Source organism: Microcoleus sp. bin48.metabat.b7b8b9.023 (assembly GCF_013299185.1).
In the GTDB taxonomy this organism is placed as follows: domain Bacteria; phylum Cyanobacteriota; class Cyanobacteriia; order Cyanobacteriales; family Microcoleaceae; genus Microcoleus.
Map to the genome: position 1 here is coordinate 26,385 of NZ_JAAFKG010000062.1, position 19,682 is coordinate 46,066.

16 protein-coding genes are annotated in these 19,682 nt (G+C 46.3%); 10 read left to right on the forward strand and 6 right to left on the reverse strand.

What is annotated here, in order from left to right; translation table 11 throughout:
* The first annotated feature begins 9 nt into the window (after positions 1-9).
* Positions 10-246: a hypothetical protein gene (locus QZW82_RS26745; RefSeq protein ID WP_293155489.1), complete on the forward strand. Its 237-nt coding sequence runs from the start codon at positions 10-12 to the stop codon at positions 244-246.
* Between the two features lie 117 nt (positions 247-363).
* Here the strand turns inward: QZW82_RS26745 and QZW82_RS26750 are convergent, their stop codons facing one another.
* The 3 genes from QZW82_RS26750 to QZW82_RS26760 form a co-directional block, all read right to left on the reverse strand.
* Complete coding sequence (locus tag QZW82_RS26750) at positions 364-3,186, reverse strand: PAS domain S-box protein (RefSeq protein ID WP_293155492.1); 2,823 nt, start codon at positions 3,184-3,186, stop codon at positions 364-366.
* A 726-nt stretch (positions 3,187-3,912) separates the two neighbouring features.
* Positions 3,913-6,711 (reverse strand): NHL repeat-containing protein, encoded by a 2,799-nt coding sequence (locus tag QZW82_RS26755; protein ID WP_293155495.1) that lies wholly within the window; start codon positions 6,709-6,711, stop codon positions 3,913-3,915.
* A gap of 209 nt (positions 6,712-6,920) precedes the next feature.
* Positions 6,921-7,055, reverse strand: coding sequence for a hypothetical protein (locus QZW82_RS26760; RefSeq protein ID WP_293155498.1), 135 nt, complete (start codon positions 7,053-7,055; stop codon positions 6,921-6,923).
* 424 nt (positions 7,056-7,479) lie between these two features.
* On the opposite strand from QZW82_RS26760, the gene QZW82_RS26765 reads away from it, so the two are divergent.
* The 6 genes from QZW82_RS26765 (at position 7,480) to QZW82_RS26790 (ending at position 14,441) form a co-directional block, all read left to right on the forward strand.
* Positions 7,480-8,667, forward strand: coding sequence for an RNA-guided endonuclease TnpB family protein (locus tag QZW82_RS26765; RefSeq protein ID WP_293155501.1), 1,188 nt, complete (start codon positions 7,480-7,482; stop codon positions 8,665-8,667).
* An 82-nt stretch (positions 8,668-8,749) separates the two neighbouring features.
* Positions 8,750-9,475 carry a DUF502 domain-containing protein gene (locus QZW82_RS26770; protein ID WP_293155504.1) on the forward strand — a complete coding sequence of 242 codons (726 nt, stop codon included), beginning with the start codon at positions 8,750-8,752 and terminating at the stop codon, positions 9,473-9,475.
* Between the two features lie 341 nt (positions 9,476-9,816).
* Positions 9,817-10,449 (forward strand): transcription antitermination factor NusB, encoded by a 633-nt coding sequence (gene nusB / locus QZW82_RS26775; protein WP_293155507.1) that lies wholly within the window; start codon positions 9,817-9,819, stop codon positions 10,447-10,449.
* Between the two features lie 119 nt (positions 10,450-10,568).
* On the forward strand, positions 10,569-12,272 hold the full coding sequence (gene ftsY, locus QZW82_RS26780) for a signal recognition particle-docking protein FtsY (protein WP_293155510.1): 1,704 nt from the start codon (positions 10,569-10,571) through the stop codon (positions 12,270-12,272).
* A 452-nt stretch (positions 12,273-12,724) separates the two neighbouring features.
* Positions 12,725-14,212, forward strand: coding sequence for a PP2C family protein-serine/threonine phosphatase (locus QZW82_RS26785; protein ID WP_293155513.1), 1,488 nt, complete (start codon positions 12,725-12,727; stop codon positions 14,210-14,212).
* A complete protein-coding gene (locus QZW82_RS26790; protein ID WP_293155516.1) occupies positions 14,202-14,441 on the forward strand; it encodes a hypothetical protein in 240 nt (79 codons plus the stop codon). Before QZW82_RS26785 ends, QZW82_RS26790 begins: the two co-directional genes overlap by 11 nt.
* Positions 14,442-14,655: 214 nt before the next feature.
* Here the strand turns inward: QZW82_RS26790 and QZW82_RS26795 are convergent, their stop codons facing one another.
* Positions 14,656-14,847: a transposase gene (locus tag QZW82_RS26795; protein WP_366665094.1), complete on the reverse strand. Its 192-nt coding sequence runs from the start codon at positions 14,845-14,847 to the stop codon at positions 14,656-14,658.
* A gap of 83 nt (positions 14,848-14,930) precedes the next feature.
* Between QZW82_RS26795 and QZW82_RS26800 the strand changes: the two genes are divergently transcribed.
* Together QZW82_RS26800 and argH are read left to right on the forward strand one after the other, a co-directional pair.
* Positions 14,931-16,367 carry a transposase gene (locus QZW82_RS26800; protein WP_293155519.1) on the forward strand — a complete coding sequence of 479 codons (1,437 nt, stop codon included), beginning with the start codon at positions 14,931-14,933 and terminating at the stop codon, positions 16,365-16,367.
* A gap of 246 nt (positions 16,368-16,613) precedes the next feature.
* Positions 16,614-17,999 (forward strand): argininosuccinate lyase, encoded by a 1,386-nt coding sequence (gene argH / locus QZW82_RS26805; RefSeq protein WP_293155522.1) that lies wholly within the window; start codon positions 16,614-16,616, stop codon positions 17,997-17,999.
* A gap of 104 nt (positions 18,000-18,103) precedes the next feature.
* Here argH and QZW82_RS26810 read toward each other — a convergent pair whose 3' ends face one another.
* Positions 18,104-18,295, reverse strand: a complete 192-nt coding sequence (locus tag QZW82_RS26810) for a hypothetical protein (protein ID WP_194066729.1) — start codon at positions 18,293-18,295, stop codon at positions 18,104-18,106.
* A 479-nt stretch (positions 18,296-18,774) separates the two neighbouring features.
* Between QZW82_RS26810 and QZW82_RS26815 the strand changes: the two genes are divergently transcribed.
* The gene (locus QZW82_RS26815) at positions 18,775-18,930 is read left to right on the forward strand and encodes a redoxin domain-containing protein (RefSeq protein ID WP_293155525.1); all 156 of its coding nucleotides are present in this window, start codon (positions 18,775-18,777) and stop codon (positions 18,928-18,930) included.
* A gap of 17 nt (positions 18,931-18,947) precedes the next feature.
* Here QZW82_RS26815 and QZW82_RS26820 read toward each other — a convergent pair whose 3' ends face one another.
* Complete coding sequence (locus QZW82_RS26820) at positions 18,948-19,670, reverse strand: IS200/IS605 family accessory protein TnpB-related protein (RefSeq protein ID WP_366665095.1); 723 nt, start codon at positions 19,668-19,670, stop codon at positions 18,948-18,950.
* Between the last annotated feature and the right edge of the window lie 12 nt (positions 19,671-19,682).

Here is a 19,682-nt window from a genome sequence, read left to right on the forward strand (position 1 = left end):
CAATCTAATATGTCAAGAAAACCAGATAGCAGGGAAACTTCAGTCAGCAGTCTATTTGCCAAAATCGAGAACTTGCTGATACAGGCTTGGCAAGAAACAGGTCACGGCTCCCTAACTATTGAAAGCGAAAAAATCAGTCCCAAAAAAATCAAAGTAATTATTAGAGGCTCTACTCATTATCGTTATGTTATTGGCCCTGAAGGCATAAACGAGTGGGTGTCAAACCAAATTGCCGAAGGGGATTGAGCCATTAACGGTTGGGTTAATCTAATTGGTCATTGGCCATCGATCGTTAATATGATACGATCGCCCGAATGGAAGAAAACTAATTTTTAGTGGGGATTTCCATCCTTGCCAAGTCAATCAAAAATCGATCGCCCGCGACACCAAACTTGCCACCACCGCCACCAACTCAGCAGGATCGAGAGGCTTGGGTAGGTGAATTTGAAAACCCTGTCGCAGCGCCCGCACCCGTTCCTCCAGCCTACCGTAAGCTGTGAAAGCCACCGCCGGAATTTCCCTGTCCCCCATTTGCTCTCGCACTTGCGGCAGCAGAGCCTCTCCTTCAGCGGTTTGTATCCTAAGATCGATCGCCAACACATCCGGATTCAGCCTAGAAATCGCTTCCAAGGCTTCCATTCCCGAGACAGCCGTCTCCACCTCGGCTCCGCAATCTTCGAGCACTGTACGCGCAAAATCCAAGGAATCGGCGTCGCCATCAACCACCAACACCCGCACTCCCGAAAGGTTGCTGCTAACAAAAGACGGATCTATAGGGGATCTGGCCGGGGTTTCTCGAACCAAAAACTCCCCAGCCCCGGTAACAGAAAATCCGCCGTCGCCCTCTGGCTGTTTAATTGGCAATCTAACGAAAAAGCTCGCTCCTTGTCCTTGGCCAGCCGATTCTACTTGCACTGTTCCCCCGTGCATTTCCACAAAATGGCGCACGAGAGCCAAACCTAGACCCAATCCGTTGTACGATCGGGTTGCAGAGCTGTCAGCTTGGCTGAAGCGCTCAAAAACGTGCGGCAAAAACTCTCCCCGAATCCCTTGTCCCGTGTCGCTGACTTCAATTTCCACACTAGGCGGTGACAAATTTTCATAACAGGCGGATTGTCCGGGGATACTCGTTTTCTCCATTTTACGCAGCGCCACCCTCACCTGTCCTCCGTCAGGAGTAAACTTAATTGCATTCGACAGCAAATTCCACGCCACCTGCTGCAAGCGGCCGGAATCGCCAAACATCCGCCCCGCAGTTTGGTCGAAATCCGTCACAATTTCAATATTTTTTGCCCCAATCGCCGGGGCGAGAGTATCGATAGCGCCTTCAACAGTCGAAATCAAATCTACCCACCGCAAATTCAGCGACAGTTGGCCGGTCATAATCTGCGACACGTCTAACAAATCCTCAATTAGCGTCCCCAGCGATCGCGTATTGCGGTCGATCGTTTCGAGAGCCTTAACAGTCGTTTTTTCATCAAACTTGCGGTGGCGCAGCAGTTGCGCCCATCCCAGCATCGCATTCAACGGCGTCCGCAATTCGTGGGACAAAGTTCCCAGAAACTCGTCTTTAATCCGGTTCGCCCGTGCCAATTCCTCGGCTCGATCGTGCAGTTCTTTTTCCAACTCCTTGCGAACCGTCAAATCAAGAATAAAAGCCACTGATTCTTGCCGCTTTTCCCCCAACAAAATATACCCCACCAACACCGGAATCCGGCTGCCATCGGGCCGAATGTATTCCTTTTCGTAGGGACTGCAAACGCCCTCGGCCTTTGCCTCTGCGATGCCGATTTCGTCCAGCGGTAGGTACTCCGGCGGTGTAATGTCAATCCAGCGGAGTTCCCCGCGCTGCAACTGTTCCCGCGTGTAGCCAACCAGGCGCAAAAATTCGTCGTTAGCCTCACTGATACCCCCGTCAACATCACCGAAGAGAATCCCGATCAAGTTAGATTCTGCCAACATTCTCAGCTTTTCTTGACTGGCTTTGAGTGCTGCTTCTGATTGCTTGCGATCGCTCACATCTTGGATGTAAGCCGAGAAACCAGAATCGGAAGGATAAAAACGCACTTTCAACCACTTATTCCATAATGGCACGAATTCTTCATATTCGACCGTTACCTTGTCTGCTAATGCTTTGGTGGCAATTTTGTAAGACGGTAAATCCACGATCCAGGGATATATTTCCCAAATATTTTTCCCGATCAGTTCTGCTTGTAAGTTGCCAAAAATCTCTTGAGCTTTGTGATTAATATAGGTGAATTTCCAGCTTGAATCGAAGGCGACAAAAGCGTCGGTAATGCTTTCGAGAATGTTAGTAATTCGAGCGTTTGCCGATAGTAGCGCTTGAGCTGTTTCTTCTGCTTGCTTGCGAGCTGCTTGTTCCCGGGACAAAGCCATAACGCGTTCTTGTTCTGCCTGTTGGCGATCGCTAATATCGATACAAGAACCGATGTAACCGGCAAAAGTGCGATCGGGTCTGTACAGGGGTACCCCCGTACTCACAACCCAGCGGTACTCCCCGTCATAGCGCCTCAAGCGGTACTCGATCCGGTACTCGCTGCGGGCGTCGAAGGCTCTCCGGTAAACATCCATATATTTTGGCAAGTCGTCAGGGTGCAAGCTTTCCATCCAACCCAGGCCGATTTCTTGCGCCAAAGTTTTACCAGTAAACTCCAACCAAACTTTGTTAAAGTAATCGCCAAGTCGATCGATATCCGACATCCAAATCATCACCGGCGCGGTATCTGCCATCATCCGAAACCTGGCTTCGCTTTCTTGACGCTGTGCTTGAGCTGCTTTGCGATCGAGCCGTTCTTTAACTTCCCGCAGGGCCCGCTCGATCGACGGAACCAACCGCGTCAAACGCCGTTTGAGAACGTAGTCTGTAGCCCCGCTTTTCAAAGTCTCAATTGCCACTTCCTCGCCCAAAGTAGCCGACACAAAAATAAACGGCACTCCCGGACAAGTAGTGCGGGCCATTTCCAGCGCTGCTATCCCGTTAAAACAAGGCAGCATATAATCTGCCAAAATAATATCAACACAGTGTTTTTCCAGCGCTACGGCAAAATCTTCCCGAGTTTCCACGCACAGCAAACAAAAGTCTAGACCGCCATCCATGAGATATGCCTCAATCAGCTCGGCATCTAGGGGACTGTCCTCTACTAAGAGGATATTGAGCGTTTTCACAAAAATTCCTTGATATATTTACAGAAAAATGCAATCAAAAATCCTTGAATAGTTCCATTATTTACCTAATTTCCATCGTCATTCTAAAGAAAAGATAAAAAATACTCAGCTTACTGCTGGAACCTCTGCGCCAGGAAAGCGACTGCATCCAGATTTTCGATCGCAAAACAACTATCTTTCTTAGTTCCAAACACAGAACAACCCGATTTCTACGCAAAATCTGTGATACCCGTTTCACAAAATAATGCAACTTTAGGCAAACTGCAAACCCATACAGAATAAGTCATTACCCATCTCAAATCTCAAATTTCAAATCCTTTGAGCGATCTATCTTAACCCAGAAACCGGGTTTTTAACCCACCTAAAGCCTGGACTGCTTTATAGCAATTGCCTGAAACAGACCCATCTATCCCAAGATAGATCTTTGCAAACTCGCTTTAATTCATAAACCCAGTTTCTTCAAAAAAATGTTTTTTGACCACAACAGACAATTTAAATGCGTTCGTTCTGGATGCACAAAAACTCCGTTTCTACGCAACCTATTGAATTACACACACCTTAGCAAGGAATGTATTCCCTGTCAATAATTGTCCACAAAAAAAACAATTTGAAGCCAATACGCTTAACTTAAGAACAATCTAACTGGCAAATAATGCCTGTATTGCCTAGAAAATCGCGAAGTGAAATTCGTCAAAAATCGTTAAGTTAACCGTATTGAATTAGACGCTAAGCCAGCGACACAATACTAGCTCGTTCGTAAGGCAATCTGTTAGTCGGCAAAACCTCGATACTAACTTCCAGCGAATCCAAAGCCGGATTTTGTGCTAGCAGCTTTTGCGTCAAATTCTTATTCAAAATCTCCCATAAATCCGTTTCATTTGGATAATCAACCAAAAAATTGTCTATGCTTTTGTAAATCGGCACAAAGTCGGGATATTCAGCCTGCGTAATTCCTGGCTTGTACTGATACTTGACATCAATGTTCAGGTTATTCAAACCCTGGTGAGCGATCGAATAATTAGGAATCTTGAAATCCCAGGCTTCCCCTAATTTACCATTTGTAGTGCGAGTAACGGTACTGCTGCGATCGTAAGGCAATTGGTTCGTTGGCAAAACATTCAAATCAACCGTCACCGAAGAAATTGCTGGATTTTCGGCAAGCACTTTTTCGGTCAAATTTTTGTTAACAATTTCCCAAAAATCAGTTTCGTTAGAATAGTTAACTAAAAAATCATCAACGCTCTTGTAAATCGGCACAAAATCGGGATACTGATAATTTTGAATGCCCTCTTTGTACTGATAGTTTACATCAAGATTTAGGTTGTTTAACCCTTGATGGTTAATTGGGTAATTTGCCGCTGTAAAATTCCACTTCTCGGTCAGCTTAGCATCCGAAGGAAAGAAAGCAATTCCTACCGGACGCTGTAACTTGCTGTCGGGAGGGACAAAAATCGAACTGTTACTAGACAAAGGATTGCTCGATATTGGCAGCGGTTCCCCAGTTTTGCCATTGTACCGCAAAACTGCACCAACATTGTTAGCATTGGCGCGGTTGTCAAAGCCAACTGCAAACAAATTGCCGATCGGCGAAAATGCCAAACCACCTACATAATTGCTACTGGGGGAAGTATCAGTATAATTGGTAGATAAAACCTTGACCAAATCCCCACTTTTTAAATTGTAGCGCCTGATATCGTTAGCAAAATCGCTCACGTAAAGGTCGCCGTCAGCGGGCCCGATTGCCATGCCCAAAAGACTCACAAATCCCTGACTCCGAGGCGAAGGATCGGGGGAAGCAAAGATACTTGACTGCCCAGTTTGCGGGTTGTAAAGCAGCACCTGGCTGGCGAAACCTGCACTAAAATCAGCTTTGCCATCACGAGCAACACTCCCCTGCGTTGTCACGTACAAATTGCCGTCAGGAGCAAACAGTAAATTGTTCGGCCCATTCAATCCTCCCGCTTGCTGTTTGCCCGTTGCAAATACATCTATAAATTGTCCTGTTTTGCCGTTGTATCTAAGAATTTGATCGGTCAAAAAACTGCTGACATAAAAATTACCGTCGGCACCAAAAGCTAAACCATAAGGCCGAGACAATCCGCCAGTTTCATCAGCAGTAGTGTTCGGATTGTCGCCGACAAATTTGTCAATAAATCCGCCACTAACTCCGTCATATCGCAATACGGCAGATGCTGTCGGTTGTCCGGAATTTCCTGGCTTGTCGCCACTGGCAATGTAAATGTCCGGCTTACCGTCGCCGTTGCCATCTGGGCCAAAAAGAATTGTATCTGGACTAAATAAACCGCCGCTGCCCGATGGGATAAATTCGCCTAGAAGATTGCCCGTATTGCCGTCAAACCGCAGCACATTATTGCCTTTTGTATTGCCAACGAGGAAAGTTCCTTGAGGATTGCTGGGTTGAGTGCGAGTAACTTTGCTGGTGCGGTTATAGGGTAATGTTTGGCTTGGCAAAACGTTCAAATCGATCTTAATTGCTGCTAAGCCAGAATATTCGTTGAGGATGTTTTGAGTCAATCTTTTATTGACAATTTCCCAGAAATCTGTCTCGTTGGGATACTTGCTTAAAAAGTTATCAATGCTCTTGATAATTGACACGGAATCGGGATATTCGTTGGGGGAAATCCCCGGTTTGTACTGATAATCAACATCCAGATCGATCTTGTTCAATCCTTGGTGATTAATTGCGTAGTCTTTCAAGGAAAAGTTGCCATTTTCTTTGAGTTGACCGACACGACTTCGGAAAACTGTAGTTGCTCGTTCGTAGGGCAATCTATTTGTTGGCAAAACTTCGAGTTGGATGGTAACATCGGTCAGTGCCGGATTTTCCTCTAGCACTTTTTGACTCAGATTTTTGTTAATATTTTCCCAGGTGTCCGTTTCATTGGGGTAGTTAAGTAGGAAGTTATCAATACTTTTGTAGATTGGCACAAAATCGGGATATTCATTTTTGGTGATTCCGGGTTTTAAGCCGTAACCAATTTTGATATTGAGGCTGTTTAAACCTTGGTGGTCGATGGTATAATCTGGGAAATTGAAAGCCCATTTTTCTGAAGGTAATAGCGCAGCAGTTCGGGATTGCGATCGCTCTGGATCGCTACCAGCATCACCCACAGCAAAATCCATCCCTGTAAGTTCGTCTCTCTGAAGTTGAGTGGAGATATCGGTCTGGGATGTTAGAGTGCGATCGCATTTAAGATTGTCGTCTGGTGAGTGCGGGAGCCGGAAGTCGGTGATTTGGTCAAAAAGGTCGTTAGCGAAGCCCTCGTAGAGGATCGCACTACCAGTCGCACCGGCAACCAAATCGGATGTTTGAGTCAAACCATAGCTGGTATCAAATAAAACATTCGTATCCCCGATCGCAATTTGGGTCAATCGATTTAGGCGATCCTCTACGAGGGCTTCGCTAACGAACTTACTGCCAAATAAGTCTGGTATTTCTGCTGAAACACCCGCAATATTTCCCTGAAGAGGTTTTGCTTCAAACAGTCTGGCTGTATTCAACATAAGCTATTATTGGCGAGATTCCCGCGATCGGGTATAAATTTGACTATATTTTACGGTTTTTCAAAGAATAGTCAATCGATTTGAGATTTTAGATTGAAGATTTACTTGCAGAATTGAATTTGGGATTAGGAACTTTGGTGTAATTTTTTTAACCTTCCAATCAGGAGTCTACGTGGCACGGCATCCATTTTTTAACGGAGTCAAATAGTTTAAGAAGTAGCTGGCATTTGAGAAACATTTAATCTAAAATCTCTCACCTTTCTCGATCGCACTTCTGTCAAGTTCTCAAAAAATAGATTGTCCGATGGAAGCGGGCGCGATCGCGATACAATCACCACTGGCATTGTTCTAGCCCGCCCCATCCTAAAAATTTATCAATTGTGGAAGCAGCCCAAAAGCCCTCTACAGGAAACACCCCGACTCCGGCAGCCTTAACAATATGAGCCTATTTTTGAATTACGAGGCAAATTGTCTTAAAATATACAATATGCTCGGGTGTTGCACAGCCCGCATATATTAAAATCAGGCGCTTTGCCTGCAATAATTATTTAAAATATAGATATAGCACCGCCGATCCCTAACTCTTCCGCGCTCGGCAAGCGTAGGGTTTGGCAGCAGAGAAGACGATCGTCCACAGTAACTTTCAGTACAGCCCGTGCAGTTGCTTTATCAAAAATTTGGGTCTAAAACCCGTCCTTCGCTCGACGGCTTTACAAAACTTGACAAGAAATTACGCACATCTTACAATTTAGGTATTACACTGTAAGCATGACACTAAAAGCCTTCAGCTATCGATTCTACCCAACGCCGGAACAAGAAATTTTGTTGCGACGCACTATAGGTTGTACTCGTTTGGTCTACAACCGTGCTTTAGCTGCAAGAACCGAAGCTTGGTACACAGAACAAAAACGGGTAGGATACGCTGAAACTTCTTCAATGTTAACCGAGTGGAAAAAAACTGAAGAATTAGATTTTCTCAATGCTGTTTCTTCAGTACCATTGCAGCAATGCTTGCGACATTTGCAAACTGCTTACACCAACTTTTTTGACGGGCAGGCAAAGTATCCTAACTTCAAGAAGAAACGAAACGGTGGTAGCGCACAATTTACCAAATCGGCATTTAAGTTCAAAGACGGACAAGTAACTCTGGCAAAATGTACCCAACCGTTGTCGATTCGCTGGAGTCGAACATTACCAGAGGGTGCAAGACCATCAACTATTACGGTGAAACTTGCACCGTCTGGTCGGTGGTCAATCTCCCTATTGGTGGATGTTGAAATTGAAGCACTGGTTAAAACAAATAGTCAAGTTGGCATTGACTTAGGAATTACAAGCTTGGTGGCACTGAGCAACGGCGAAAAGATTGTCAATCCCAAAGGATTTCAGGCAAAATATCGCAAGTTAAAAAGAGCGCAGAAAGCTTTAAGTAGAAAACAAAAAGGGTCGAATAATCGGCACAAAGCACGGCGTAAAGTAGCAAGAGTGCATCAAGAAATTGCTGACACAAGAAAAGATAATCTTCACAAGTTAACAACTAGGTTGGTGCGTGAAAATCAAGCCATCGCCGTAGAAGATTTGGCTGTGAAAAACATGGTTAAAAACCGGAAACTTGCCCTTGCTATTAGTGACGCTAGTTGGGGCGAACTGGTCAGGCAACTTGAGTACAAGTGCGATTGGTACGGTCGTACCTTGGTCAAGATTGACCGATGGTTTCCGAGTTCAAAACGGTGTTTTGAGTGCGGACATATTGCTCAAAAGATGCCATTGAATGTCCGTTCATGGGATTGTCGTAATTGTGGGACACACCACGATCGAGATATCAATGCAGCAAAAAACATTTTGGCGGCAGGGCTTGCCGTTTCAGTCTGTGGAGCGACTGTAAGACCTGAACAGAGTAAATCTGTTCGGGCTGGTGCGAAACCCCGCAAGGGACAGAAGCAGAAACCTAAATCGTGAGGTTTGGAAATCCCCGCGCGTTTACGCCGGGGTGGATGTCAATCAGGTGATTGCAGCCAGTTACGAGGAGATTTGACCCGCCGTGCTCCAACGCATCAAACAAGACTTAAAAAATGACCTGATCGCAGGTCTGCTGGTAGTGATACCCTTAGCTACCACCATCTGGCTGACAATTACCGTCGCCAGTTGGGTGATCAATTTTCTTACCAAAATTCCCAAGCAGATTAATCCTTTTGACGGACTCCACCCGATTTTGGTCAACCTGCTAAATCTCTTAGTAGGGTTGGCTGTACCCCTGCTGAGCATTTTAGTCATTGGTTTGATGGCCCGCAACATCTTCGGGAAGTGGCTGCTAGACTTTGGCGAACGCCTGTTACAGGCCATTCCCCTAGCGGGTTCGGTTTACAAAACCTTGAAACAACTGCTGGGAACTATCCTCAAATCTAATGACAAATTTCGCCGGGTGGTGTTGGTAGAGTATCCCCGGCGGGGAATCTGGACTTTAGCATTTGTGACCGGTACGATCGAGAGTAACGACATTCCGTCTCATCTTTCCGGCGAAAGCCCGATCGGCATTTTCATCCCCACCACTCCCAACCCCACCACCGGATGGTACGCTATAGTCCCGGAAGCAGATGTCGTTAATTTGTCAATGTCGATCGAAGATGCCTTTAAAGTGGTGATCTCCGGTGGCATCGTCAACCCCAGCAACTCAGTTGCAGTCACCGCCGACAACCCCCCCGGCAAAACACTCGAACCCTTGCTGTCCGAATCAAGATACCAGCCTGTACCAGTGGAAGAAGATTAGACAAAGGTTTTTTGAATATAGATTGTGTGGGGTGTTGGAAGGGGAGAGGGGGAGAGGGGGAGAGAGGGAGAGGATTTTTAATAATGCTCAGCGAAATATACAATTGACATCCTGTAGAGCTTAGACGACAGCCTTTGGTTCGCTTTGTCTACATTTTCATCACGCGTAAACTTTCCCCATCGCAAATAATATTTTTCCAAAACCTGCCCAGAAACAATCGTTACTGAGGGCAGGTTTTTTTGCGAGTTTTTCTGCTAAAGTCCAAGTCTATGCTCTGAACCAGCGCTTAGCAATCTCAACAATTCTGAAATTCCTAAATTCCCAATTGCTATCTAAAACATATGAAAAAAGCACGCGAAACCTCACGCGAACTCGCACTCCTTGGCATCAGCCAACTACCGGTGAATCCAGAACTCTTAGAAGCTAAGAAACTGCAAGATGTTCTCCTCGCCGCCATCCGCACCCTGACTACAGAAGTTCAAGAATCCCTAGAAGCAGCAGCCTCCGAAGTGCAGCGAGGTAGCGACAAACTGCTGGCTAGCGAAATCCGTGCCGCTGATATACAAAGTGCTAGAGCAATGGTGCGGGAAGCACTCGAACTCACCCAAACCGCCATCAACCGTCTGGGTTCAGCAATGGAGTTTCCGGAACTGATCCAGCTAGCTAACCAGCAAGATGTCCGTACCTATGCTTTGCAAATCCTGACAAAAGTCAGTGCCAACCGCGTTCAAATTGACGAGTTGCTCTCGGAAGCCCTGGTAGACTGGCAAATCGATCGCCTGCCCAGGATCGATCGAGATATCATGAGAATCGCGATCGCCGAAATCCTCTATCTCGGCTTAGCTGAACAAGTCAGCGTCAGCGAAGCCGTCCAACTCGCAAAACGCTACAGCGGTGATGAAGGACATCGGTTCATCAACGGAGTCCTCCGCCGAGTCGTCGATAAAATCAATGCAGAAGTTGTAAGTCAGTAGTCATTAGTCAGCAGTCATTAGTCATTAGCGATCGGCAATCCACAATCCACAATCCGCTCTAAACTAAGGACTGATGGCTAAATGACTGATAACTATTCTCTATTTCCCCATTTACTTCTATGGTATTTAATTGGTTTCGTCGCCAGTACAGCGAAAGCGGATCTTCTGAACCAGAAACTCCCCCCGAAAAGCCCCAAGATGAGGCGGCAAAATCCGCACCGGTTGAGCCTCAAACAGATGCAGCAGTTGAGGAAACTTCCCCCGCTGTAGCTGAGGATTATCTCAATTGGGCCAAAGCTGCTTACAAAAATATTCAAAAACAGCAAAAACCTGAAACAGAAGTTACTGAGACAGCACCGGCGGAAGTTCCAGCAGCCGAAACAGAAGCTGTAGAAGTTGCAGAAGTTGCACCAACTGTTGCAGAAGTTGCAGAAATTGCACCACCTCCGCAGAATGAAACTACGGATGGTCTAAAACCAGATGCAGTTAGCTCAGTAGAGATTCCCGAACCTTTGCTACCATTGCCCGAGTCGATCGCGCCTCAACCTGTTACTCAAAAATTAGAAGTTACAGCAGAAAATATAGCAATTGCCCAACCTGCAACTGAGCTCGCAGACACAGAATCGATCGCACCTGAGGACTCTACAGCCGAAGCCCTGCCGTTTTGGGCCCGAGCTCAAGCCGATCGCATGGATCGCATCGAGCGCCTCAAGGAAACCGCCCTTGAGGAACCAGAAGTCATCGCAGCCGCCGCCGAAAGAGCCGCAATAATCGAAGAAATTCCCGGTTTTGCCTTTGACGAAGGCTTCCTCTGGTCATCTGAAATCCTAGCCAGTCAAGGGCGCCGGCCAGATCAAGTATCCGTCGAGGAAATCAGTTGGTTGCAAAAACTGCGGAAAGGTTTGGAAAGAACCCGCCGCAGCTTAATTAATCGACTAAAGGCGATCGTCGGTCAAGGCCCGCTCAATCAAGACGCGGTAGCCGAAATTGAGACTTTGCTCCTACAAGCCGATGTCGGAGTCGCCGCTACCGACATCATTATTAGCCGCCTCCAAGAAAGACTTACAAAAGAAGTCTTGCCGCCAGAACAGGCTCTAGCCTTTCTCAAAAGCATCCTGCGCGACATTCTCGACGCTCCGACAGCCGAAACCGCCGCCGGCAATCCCGCCTACAGCCTGACTTTTGCCCCGGAAAAAGACACTTTCAACATTTGGTTGATTGTAGGAGTTAACGGTGCGGGCAAAACTACGACGATCGGCAAACTTGCCCACATCGCCCAAATATCAGGCTACAAAACCCTGATTGCCGCCGCCGACACTTTCCGCGCCGCCGCCGTCGAACAAGTCAAAGTTTGGGGATCCCGCAGCGGTGTCGAAATTATTGCCAACGAGGGGAAAAATACCGATCCTGCTGCTGTAGTGTTTGATGCGATCGCCGCCGCCAGCGCCCGAGGCACAGAATTGTTGATCGTAGACACCGCAGGCCGCCTGCAAAACAAAAAAAATCTGATGGACGAATTAAGTAAAATCCGTCGCATTGTAGACAAAAAAGCCCCCGGCGCTACCGTAGAATCTCTACTGGTCTTGGATGCCACCCTAGGTCAAAATGGTTTGCGACAGGCAGAAGTATTCGCTGAATCGGCAAAATTAAGCGGAGTAGTATTGACAAAACTTGACGGTTCTGCTAAAGGTGGTGTTGCCCTAGCAGTAGTGCAGCAGCTAGGTCTGCCAATCCGGTTTATTGGAGTGGGGGAAAGCATCGAAGATTTGCGCCCGTTTTCTAGTTACGAATTTGTGGAAGCCCTACTCGATTTTAGATTTTAGATTTTAGATTGATGAGGTATCTCTAGCCGTCCCGATTTGGGAAAGCGAATACAGAGCTTCAACATATCAAATCCTTAACCTCAAACTACGATCGCAGGACTTGCGCCGACGGCCACCGGGCGCCCCCCTTAAAAAACAGTGTGGTTTTATTATCCTCATCGAAATTAGGTACGTAGTTGGGCTTTAGCCCTCTTTAGGCCTATGGATAAAGAGGGCTAAAGCCCAACTACATACCTTGATTAAGTAGTTTCAGAAGGGCTCAAAGTCTCCCTTATTAAGGGGGATTTAGACTCAGCTATAAACGAGATTTCTTGACGATTTCAGGCTTAAATTCGCACCAATGGCATACTGCCAAAACTACTTGCTCGAAAAATAACCGGATTTCTGTTCGTGTGGTACGTAATTCCTCACTCACTCAATCTCCTTTTAAGATCGAAAATCACCAATATAAAATGACTGCTGTGCCCTTGCCTCGCCCCTCACCTCAACCTGCTGACCGCCCTACGGGTCGCAATTCCACCGACGCGACGCCAGTATTTGCCCTCAAAGAACTGGTAGCGCGCTTGCACCGATACCAGCACAACGTTCAAGATATGTTGGGCTCGCTGGGATTTGCCCTGCGTAGTTTTAACAATCTCAACCAATTTTTGGAGTTGGTGCCTTTGGTGGCAACTCGCGTTACCGACGCCGACGGGGGAGCCCTAGTGCTGTTCAAACCCAACGGTCAAGTCAGGTTCCAGCAGTTGCACTGTCAGGAAGGACGGCAGTGCCAAGATATGCGGAAAGCGCTGGAAATAGCCACCAGGCAAGCTACAGCAGGTGCGGGCGCGGCTGGTGAATCTTTTTCTCAAACAAGCGGGCAAACTTCTAGTCTCGATTTGCAAGTCGGCCGTTATTTGGGCCCGGATGTTCATTTGTTTGGGGCGCCAATTTTAGTCAAGAATTTGGAACGCGGACGGCTGTTTGTTTTTAGCAGTGACCCACAATATATTTGGACTCCCGGCAGGCAGAAATTAGTTCGTTTGGTGGCGGATCAAACCGCCGTGGCAATTTGCAAAGACGAACTGACGGTGAAGTTGGCCGAAAAAGAACGCCTGGACAGAGAGTTAGAAATTGGGGCAGAAATTCAATTGCGGCTGCAACCCCGCAGTTGTCCCACAATTCCCGGTCTTGATGTGGCCGCCCGCTGCCAAACTGCTAGCAGAGTCGGCGGTGATTATTATGATTTTATTCCCGCTGACTATGACCCGATCGGCAAGGAGAATGAGGGGGAACACCCCCCATCCCTGATTAAAAATCTCAAGTCCAAAATCGACAAGGGTCGCTGGAGCATTGTCATCGGCGACGTAATGGGCAAAGGGGTACCGGCTGGCCTGTTGATGACGATGACGCGGGGTATGCTGCGGGCGGAGGTTTTGAACCGCCATTCGCCTGCGAGAATTTTGCAACATTTAAACCGGGTAATGCACGCGGATTTGGAGAATTCTCACCGTTTTGTGACTCTGTTTTATTCGGAGTACGATCCGAAAACTCGCATTCTGTCTTACAGTAATGCTGCTCACCACCCGCCTTTGCTGTGGCAAGCTGCAACTAATTCGATTGTTCGGCTCGATACTTTGGAGGGAATGTTGATTGGCTTGGATGCTGATTCGCGCTACCAAGAAGCCCACGTGCAATTGCAGCCTGGTGATACTATTATTTATTACACAGACGGATTTACTGATGCTGCTAATCAAAGAGGCGATCGCTTTGATGAGGATAACTTGACAGCGGCTTTTCAGTGGGCTTGTCAAAATTATCAGCAGTCTGAGGAAATTCTGGATTATTTGTTCGATCGCGTTCACCAGTTTATCGGCATCGGCAACCGCAATGAAGATGACATGACACTGGTTGTACTTAGGGTAACACCGACCACAGGAGAAAATCACCATGATAGTTAATTTAATGCCGGAAATTATTGCTGGATTGACCAGCTCGATTCATTGGCATGACGCCGTTCATTTGTTAGTTGTGAAATCTCATTTGAGTTCGCCTGTGATATTGGGTCAAAGCTACGAGATATTTACGAATTTCCAGAAAGCTTGGAACAATTTTGTCTCGACAGGTCAAATAGGAGCTTTTTTTATAGGTATTTTCATTGGCTGGTTCATTAAAGGGATTATTCCTTAGAGTTATTTCCTAACAAATCATCAGGAAGGGATTGCAAAGGTTCGGAGTCAGAACTTTATTCCTTTCTGATGCAGCATGATTTTAACTAGCAGCCGGGAAGTACCTCAGTATATTTAGAGGGGATTGTATCTGAGCGCTGCGCGAAGTACCCCGAATAAATTATCGCAGGGATGAAAGGCTCGTCGGTCGGAGGCACGGAGCCCGACAATTAAACTCAACTACCACAGCTCAATCTTCGGGACCCATCCTGATTCTCAATATACTTCCTAAGTGTAGAAACAGTAACACCTCCGCAGGAAGCAATGAAATATGAACTGCTCCACAAAACATCTTTGCGGTAAAACTCATTCACATGAGCTTTGAGGTCTGAAACTGAGCGGGCGTTTGACACGAAGTCGTTTCTCATGTTTTTTCAAGGTAAGTGTTGCGTTTCAGGGATACACTAACTATACTGTGGTGTGGGAAGGTCGAAAAAAAAGGAAGTTTCCCATGCAACTCACGTACAAATACCGCCTCAAACCCACAAAAGCCCAATTGGGAACAATCGTGGCTCATCTAGAACTCTGTCGCCGTCAGTACAACTACCGATTGAGTGAAAGATTTAGATGGTGGGAGTCCACTAGAACGCCTGTTAACGCCTGCCCCTTAACTGCATCCATAGTTTCCGTTGAGGAGATTTATCAAAATATTCCTTTGACCAGGGTGCAAACTAGGGATGGCAGAAAGAAGGATGAGTCAGGCAATCCTTTGACTAGGAAAGGTGACGTTTTCTCGAATGTTGAAGGCGGATATGTACAGTGGCAGGCAATACAACTAGCTGACCTGAAAAATACTAAGAAGCTATTTCCTGATTACAAAGCTTTGAATTCTCAGGTTTTACAGGATGTGGTTAACAGAGTGGAAACTTCCTTTTCAAATTTCACCACGCCTGACAAAAATGGCAATCGTAGAGGCAAGCCCAAGTTTAAAGGATTTGACTACTACAAATCTTTTACTTATCCTCAATTAGATAATTTAGATATCATCAAGGATGAGCAAAATATAATTTGTGTTAACCTTGCCAAAATAGGTCAAGTACCGATGGTATTCCATCGCCCAATACCAACAGGATTCACGGTTAAGACGGGGACAGTTATCAGAGAAGCAGATAGGTGGTATATTGCCCTGACGCTAGAAGACAAAGCGGTTCCCGTGACGGTTGCAGAAATTCAGCCGACTGACGAAAACACTCTTGGCATTGACTTGGGAATTACTAATTACGTTTACCTTTCTAATGGTGAAAGAGTCGAAAACCCTAGGTTCTTGAGGAGATACGCTGAGAAATTAGCAAGGCTTCAGGCGAAACTAGCTAGTAGAGTCAAAGGCTCTAAGCCTTGGCAAGTTATCAAGAGTAAGATTTCTAGACTGCATCAATTTGTGGCTAGAGCAAGACTTGATTTTCAATTCAAAACAGCGCACGAGCTGTTTCGTAAATGCGATGTTTTGGTGGTTGAAGATCTGAGTGTCAAGAATTTGACAAGACGTGCCAAAGCTAAAACCGATATTGATAACAATGGTAATTTGGTTTATTTGCCAAACGGTCAATCAGCTAAAAGTGGCTTGAACAAATCAATGCTTGATGCTGCTCACGGTCAATTCGCTAGCGTTCTCAAGTATGTTGCTTGGAAGCTGGGTAAAAACGTTTTATTGGTTAACCCAAAGGGAACTTCTCAGTATTGCTGGAATTGCCTCAATAAAGTGTCGAAAGAATTGTCGGAACGATGTCATTCTTGTCAATGTGGCGAGTCTTTGGAACGAGATGAAAACTCAGCTAAGCTGATCAAAAAGATTGGTCTAATTCATCAAAGTGGCGGGGGAGCTTCGTCACTCAAAAAAGCCCTTGCACAAAGGGAAATAGAAGCCTGTGGTCTAACGGTACTCCGTTGACAGTCAGGTTCGTTCACTAATTTTGTAGTCTAGAATTCAGTTTTTTAGTTTCTGTACAGGTATAAAAAGTTGGTAGTAATTACCTTAGTCTTTTCTGGCCAAATTTGGGAGGAAGAATTTGCATTCTTGAGTGCGAACCAGAGGACTGACATTCTTTCCTAGGAACCGGAAGACTTGCATTCCTTCCTAAGAACCAGTTTTTAGAGAGTTCTGCAAGAGAGATATAATTGAGTTTTACATTCAGCAATGACCACACAACCGAAAACTTGGAGTCAAAGATTTGAGTCGGCGCTGCACCCAGCGATCGCCCGATTTAATGCTAGTATTGGTTTCGATATAGAACTGATTGAGTATGACTTGACGGGTTCTATCGCCCATGCTAAAATGCTCGCCAAAACTGGAATTATTTCCGCATCAGAAGGGGAACAGCTAGTCAATGGTTTGGAACAAATCCGCCGCGAATACCGCCAAGGTCTTTTTGTGCCGGGAGTTGATGCAGAAGACGTTCACTTCGCTGTAGAAAAGCGCCTGACGGATATAGTCGGGGATGCGGGCAAAAAGCTGCACACGGCCCGATCGCGAAATGACCAAGCCGGCACCGATACTCGTTTGTATTTGCGCGATCGCATTGCAGAAATTCGCGAGCAATTGCGGGAATTTCAAGGGGTTTTGCTCGAAATTGCAGAACTTAACGTCGAAACATTAATCCCCGGTTACACGCACTTGCAGCGCGCTCAGCCAATCAGTTTGGCTCATTACTTGTTAGCTTATTTTGAAATGTCCGATCGCGATTGGGAACGCCTCGGCGATGTCTCGAAGCGGGTGAATATTTCGCCTTTGGGTTGCGGCGCGCTGGCGGGGACGACTTTCCCGATAGACCGACACTATAGCGCAGAACTCTTGGAGTTTGACCAGGTTTATGCTAATAGCTTAGATGGAGTGAGCGATCGAGATTTTGCGATCGAATTTCTCGCAGCCGCCAGCTTGATTATGGTACACCTGAGCCGCTTGTCAGAAGAAATGATTTTGTGGTCTTCTCACGAATTTGGATTTATTACGCTCAAAGATAGCTGCGCTACGGGCTCTAGCATCATGCCCCAGAAAAAAAATCCCGACGTGCCGGAGTTGGTGCGGGGCAAGGCGGGGCGGGTTTTCGGTCATTTGCAAGCCTTGCTTGTAGTAGTGAAGGGATTGCCTTTGGCCTACAACAAAGATTTGCAAGAAGATAAAGAAGCTTTGTTTGATACCGTCAAAACTGTACAAGGTTGCTTGGAAGCAATGACGATTTTGCTGCGGGAAGGAATCGCGTTTAACAGCAATCGCCTTGCTGCTGCCGTTACAGAAGACTTTTCTAACGCTACAGACGTAGCAGATTATTTGGCTGCTAAGGGCGTTCCCTTCCGGGAATCTTACAACCTCGTGGGCAAAGTTGTTAAAACTTGTCTGTCGGGGGGCAAACTCCTCAAAGATTTGACACTTGAGGAGTGGAAAGACTTGCACCCAGCTTTTGATACAGACATTTATAGCGCGATCGCACCGACTCAAGTGGTTGCTGCTCGCAATAGTTACGGTGGCACCGGATTTGAACAAGTGAGAAAATCACTGATTGCTGCGCGCGATCGGATCGCCTAAACTATCCTCGTTGAATTCTTGGGCAAATTCATGATGGCTATCTCTCCTTAGAACGATCGTGTTTTGCACTCTCGGTTCTAAGTTGGGCAGATAGCCTGACTATATTACTCTTCAGCAGCAGCCATATCTTTGTCCCGTCCGCCGCCGCTCATGGCGCCCATCCCGCCGCCGTTGCCGCCGTCAAATCGCCTTCTCTTGTTGGAGAACATATCTTGATTTCTCCGCTTGCGAAATTTGCGAGCGTATGCTTGATTTCGTTGTGCCTTCTCTTTCTTGAGATTGCGGCGCTTAGCCATTCTGACCTCACTAATAAACATTGACATTCCCCAAGCTTTCGGCTCGGGGATTCTTCGGGTTGAAATTCTCAGCACTTGTTTGTTACTGAGATTCTTGCTTGGGCAAAGTCACTTGTTTACGACAGGATTGCTCCAGTCGCTTTAGAGGTGTCTTCTCCCAATCGTGAATTCCGGTATATCCTACCGTACTCGATCGATTCTCTTTAATGTAGTTAGGTTTTGTTCAAATTTAGCTTTCCTAAACCGCAACACCGATCGGTGTGACTGCGAACTCAACTAAAGGAGTGCGAGTTTTTACGTTGTCTAGTTATACTCAATTTTAGACCGATGACGATTATATCACACCCGGCACTATTACCGATCGACAAGAACAGTCCCTCGACTGAGAGTTTCTTAAGTCGATCTTGATCCGCGCGCGATCGGGACGCAATGTTTTTTATTTGCGAACATATTCTAAAAACTCTTGACAAATACCACAAATGACACTAAATCCTGGTGACGTAGCCCCTGTCTTCAGCCTGCCCGACGCTGCCGGCCAACTTGTGGGCCTCGCAGATTTTCGAGGGCGGCGAGTTGTACTTTATTTTTATCCTCGGGATAACACCGCTTATAAAAACCTAGGTAAACCTAGGTAAGCTCTACGGTATAAGCTTTAAGCGTTCTTTCTTAGCGCTTGCGCTTCCTCGATGTCGAGGTTGACCAAGAAACTCCAGTTAGAAACGCTATAATAATCACAACGACGCGATATTACAGCGGAACGTTCGATCTTTTTATTCAGTTGGTTCCACTCGCTCCAAACGTGCTTTTGAGAATTCACTTCAAAATAGGCGGTTAAGGAGCGAGGTATTTTTTCACTCTTATTCATAGCCCGACGAGCAATTACCAGTGCAGCCGATTCGTCGCTGGCTAAGCCATAGATTCTTAAGTATTTTACCAAGCCAATAATACTTGAATAAGCTGGATTGACTGTAATTAACTCAATGCCACGATTCGACAAAATAGAACTCAGTTGCTTGTAGAACTCGCTGTATGCCCATCCCGATAGCATCCGAGCATACTTTCTACTCTTTTCTCCCAGTGACTGCTTTTTTGCCCAGAAATCAAGTTCCTCACAAACTACGGGACATTCAAATTCCTGGGACACTATTGCTAGTTGCAGACAGGCATCAACAATTTGGGCTTGTTGCTTTCCCCAGGGCAATCCCATCTGCAATGGAATCTGACCTTTGGCTTTGAGATTCCCTTCAGAATTGACATACGCCCACCCAATAGAATTAAACTCAGCGAGACTGTCACCAACCCCGCTGGTCTTCAAAACCGTGCGTGAAAATTTCTTTTCACACGGCTCCTCAATGTTTTGGTGCTTGTCACGCATACCTCATTACCC

Bases quoted from the DNA above. Each gene is read 5' to 3' on its own strand.
- QZW82_RS26745 (WP_293155489.1), top strand. From the start codon at position 10: ATGTCAAGAAAACCAGATAGCAGGGAAACTTCAGTCAGCAGTCTATTT.
- QZW82_RS26755 (WP_293155495.1), bottom strand. From the start codon at position 6,711: ATGTTGAATACAGCCAGACTGTTTGAAGCAAAACCTCTTCAGGGAAAT.
- QZW82_RS26760 (WP_293155498.1), bottom strand. From the start codon at position 7,055: ATGCCAGTGGTGATTGTATCGCGATCGCGCCCGCTTCCATCGGACAAT.
- QZW82_RS26765 (WP_293155501.1), top strand. From the start codon at position 7,480: ATGACACTAAAAGCCTTCAGCTATCGATTCTACCCAACGCCGGAACAA.
- nusB (WP_293155507.1), top strand. From the start codon at position 9,817: ATGAAAAAAGCACGCGAAACCTCACGCGAACTCGCACTCCTTGGCATC.
- ftsY (WP_293155510.1), top strand. From the start codon at position 10,569: ATGGTATTTAATTGGTTTCGTCGCCAGTACAGCGAAAGCGGATCTTCT.
- QZW82_RS26785 (WP_293155513.1), top strand. From the start codon at position 12,725: ATGACTGCTGTGCCCTTGCCTCGCCCCTCACCTCAACCTGCTGACCGC.
- QZW82_RS26790 (WP_293155516.1), top strand. From the start codon at position 14,202: ATGATAGTTAATTTAATGCCGGAAATTATTGCTGGATTGACCAGCTCG.
- QZW82_RS26795 (WP_366665094.1), bottom strand. From the start codon at position 14,847: ATGAGAAACGACTTCGTGTCAAACGCCCGCTCAGTTTCAGACCTCAAA.
- QZW82_RS26800 (WP_293155519.1), top strand. From the start codon at position 14,931: ATGCAACTCACGTACAAATACCGCCTCAAACCCACAAAAGCCCAATTG.
- argH (WP_293155522.1), top strand. From the start codon at position 16,614: ATGACCACACAACCGAAAACTTGGAGTCAAAGATTTGAGTCGGCGCTG.
- QZW82_RS26810 (WP_194066729.1), bottom strand. From the start codon at position 18,295: ATGGCTAAGCGCCGCAATCTCAAGAAAGAGAAGGCACAACGAAATCAA.
- QZW82_RS26815 (WP_293155525.1), top strand. From the start codon at position 18,775: ATGACACTAAATCCTGGTGACGTAGCCCCTGTCTTCAGCCTGCCCGAC.
- QZW82_RS26820 (WP_366665095.1), bottom strand. From the start codon at position 19,670: ATGCGTGACAAGCACCAAAACATTGAGGAGCCGTGTGAAAAGAAATTT.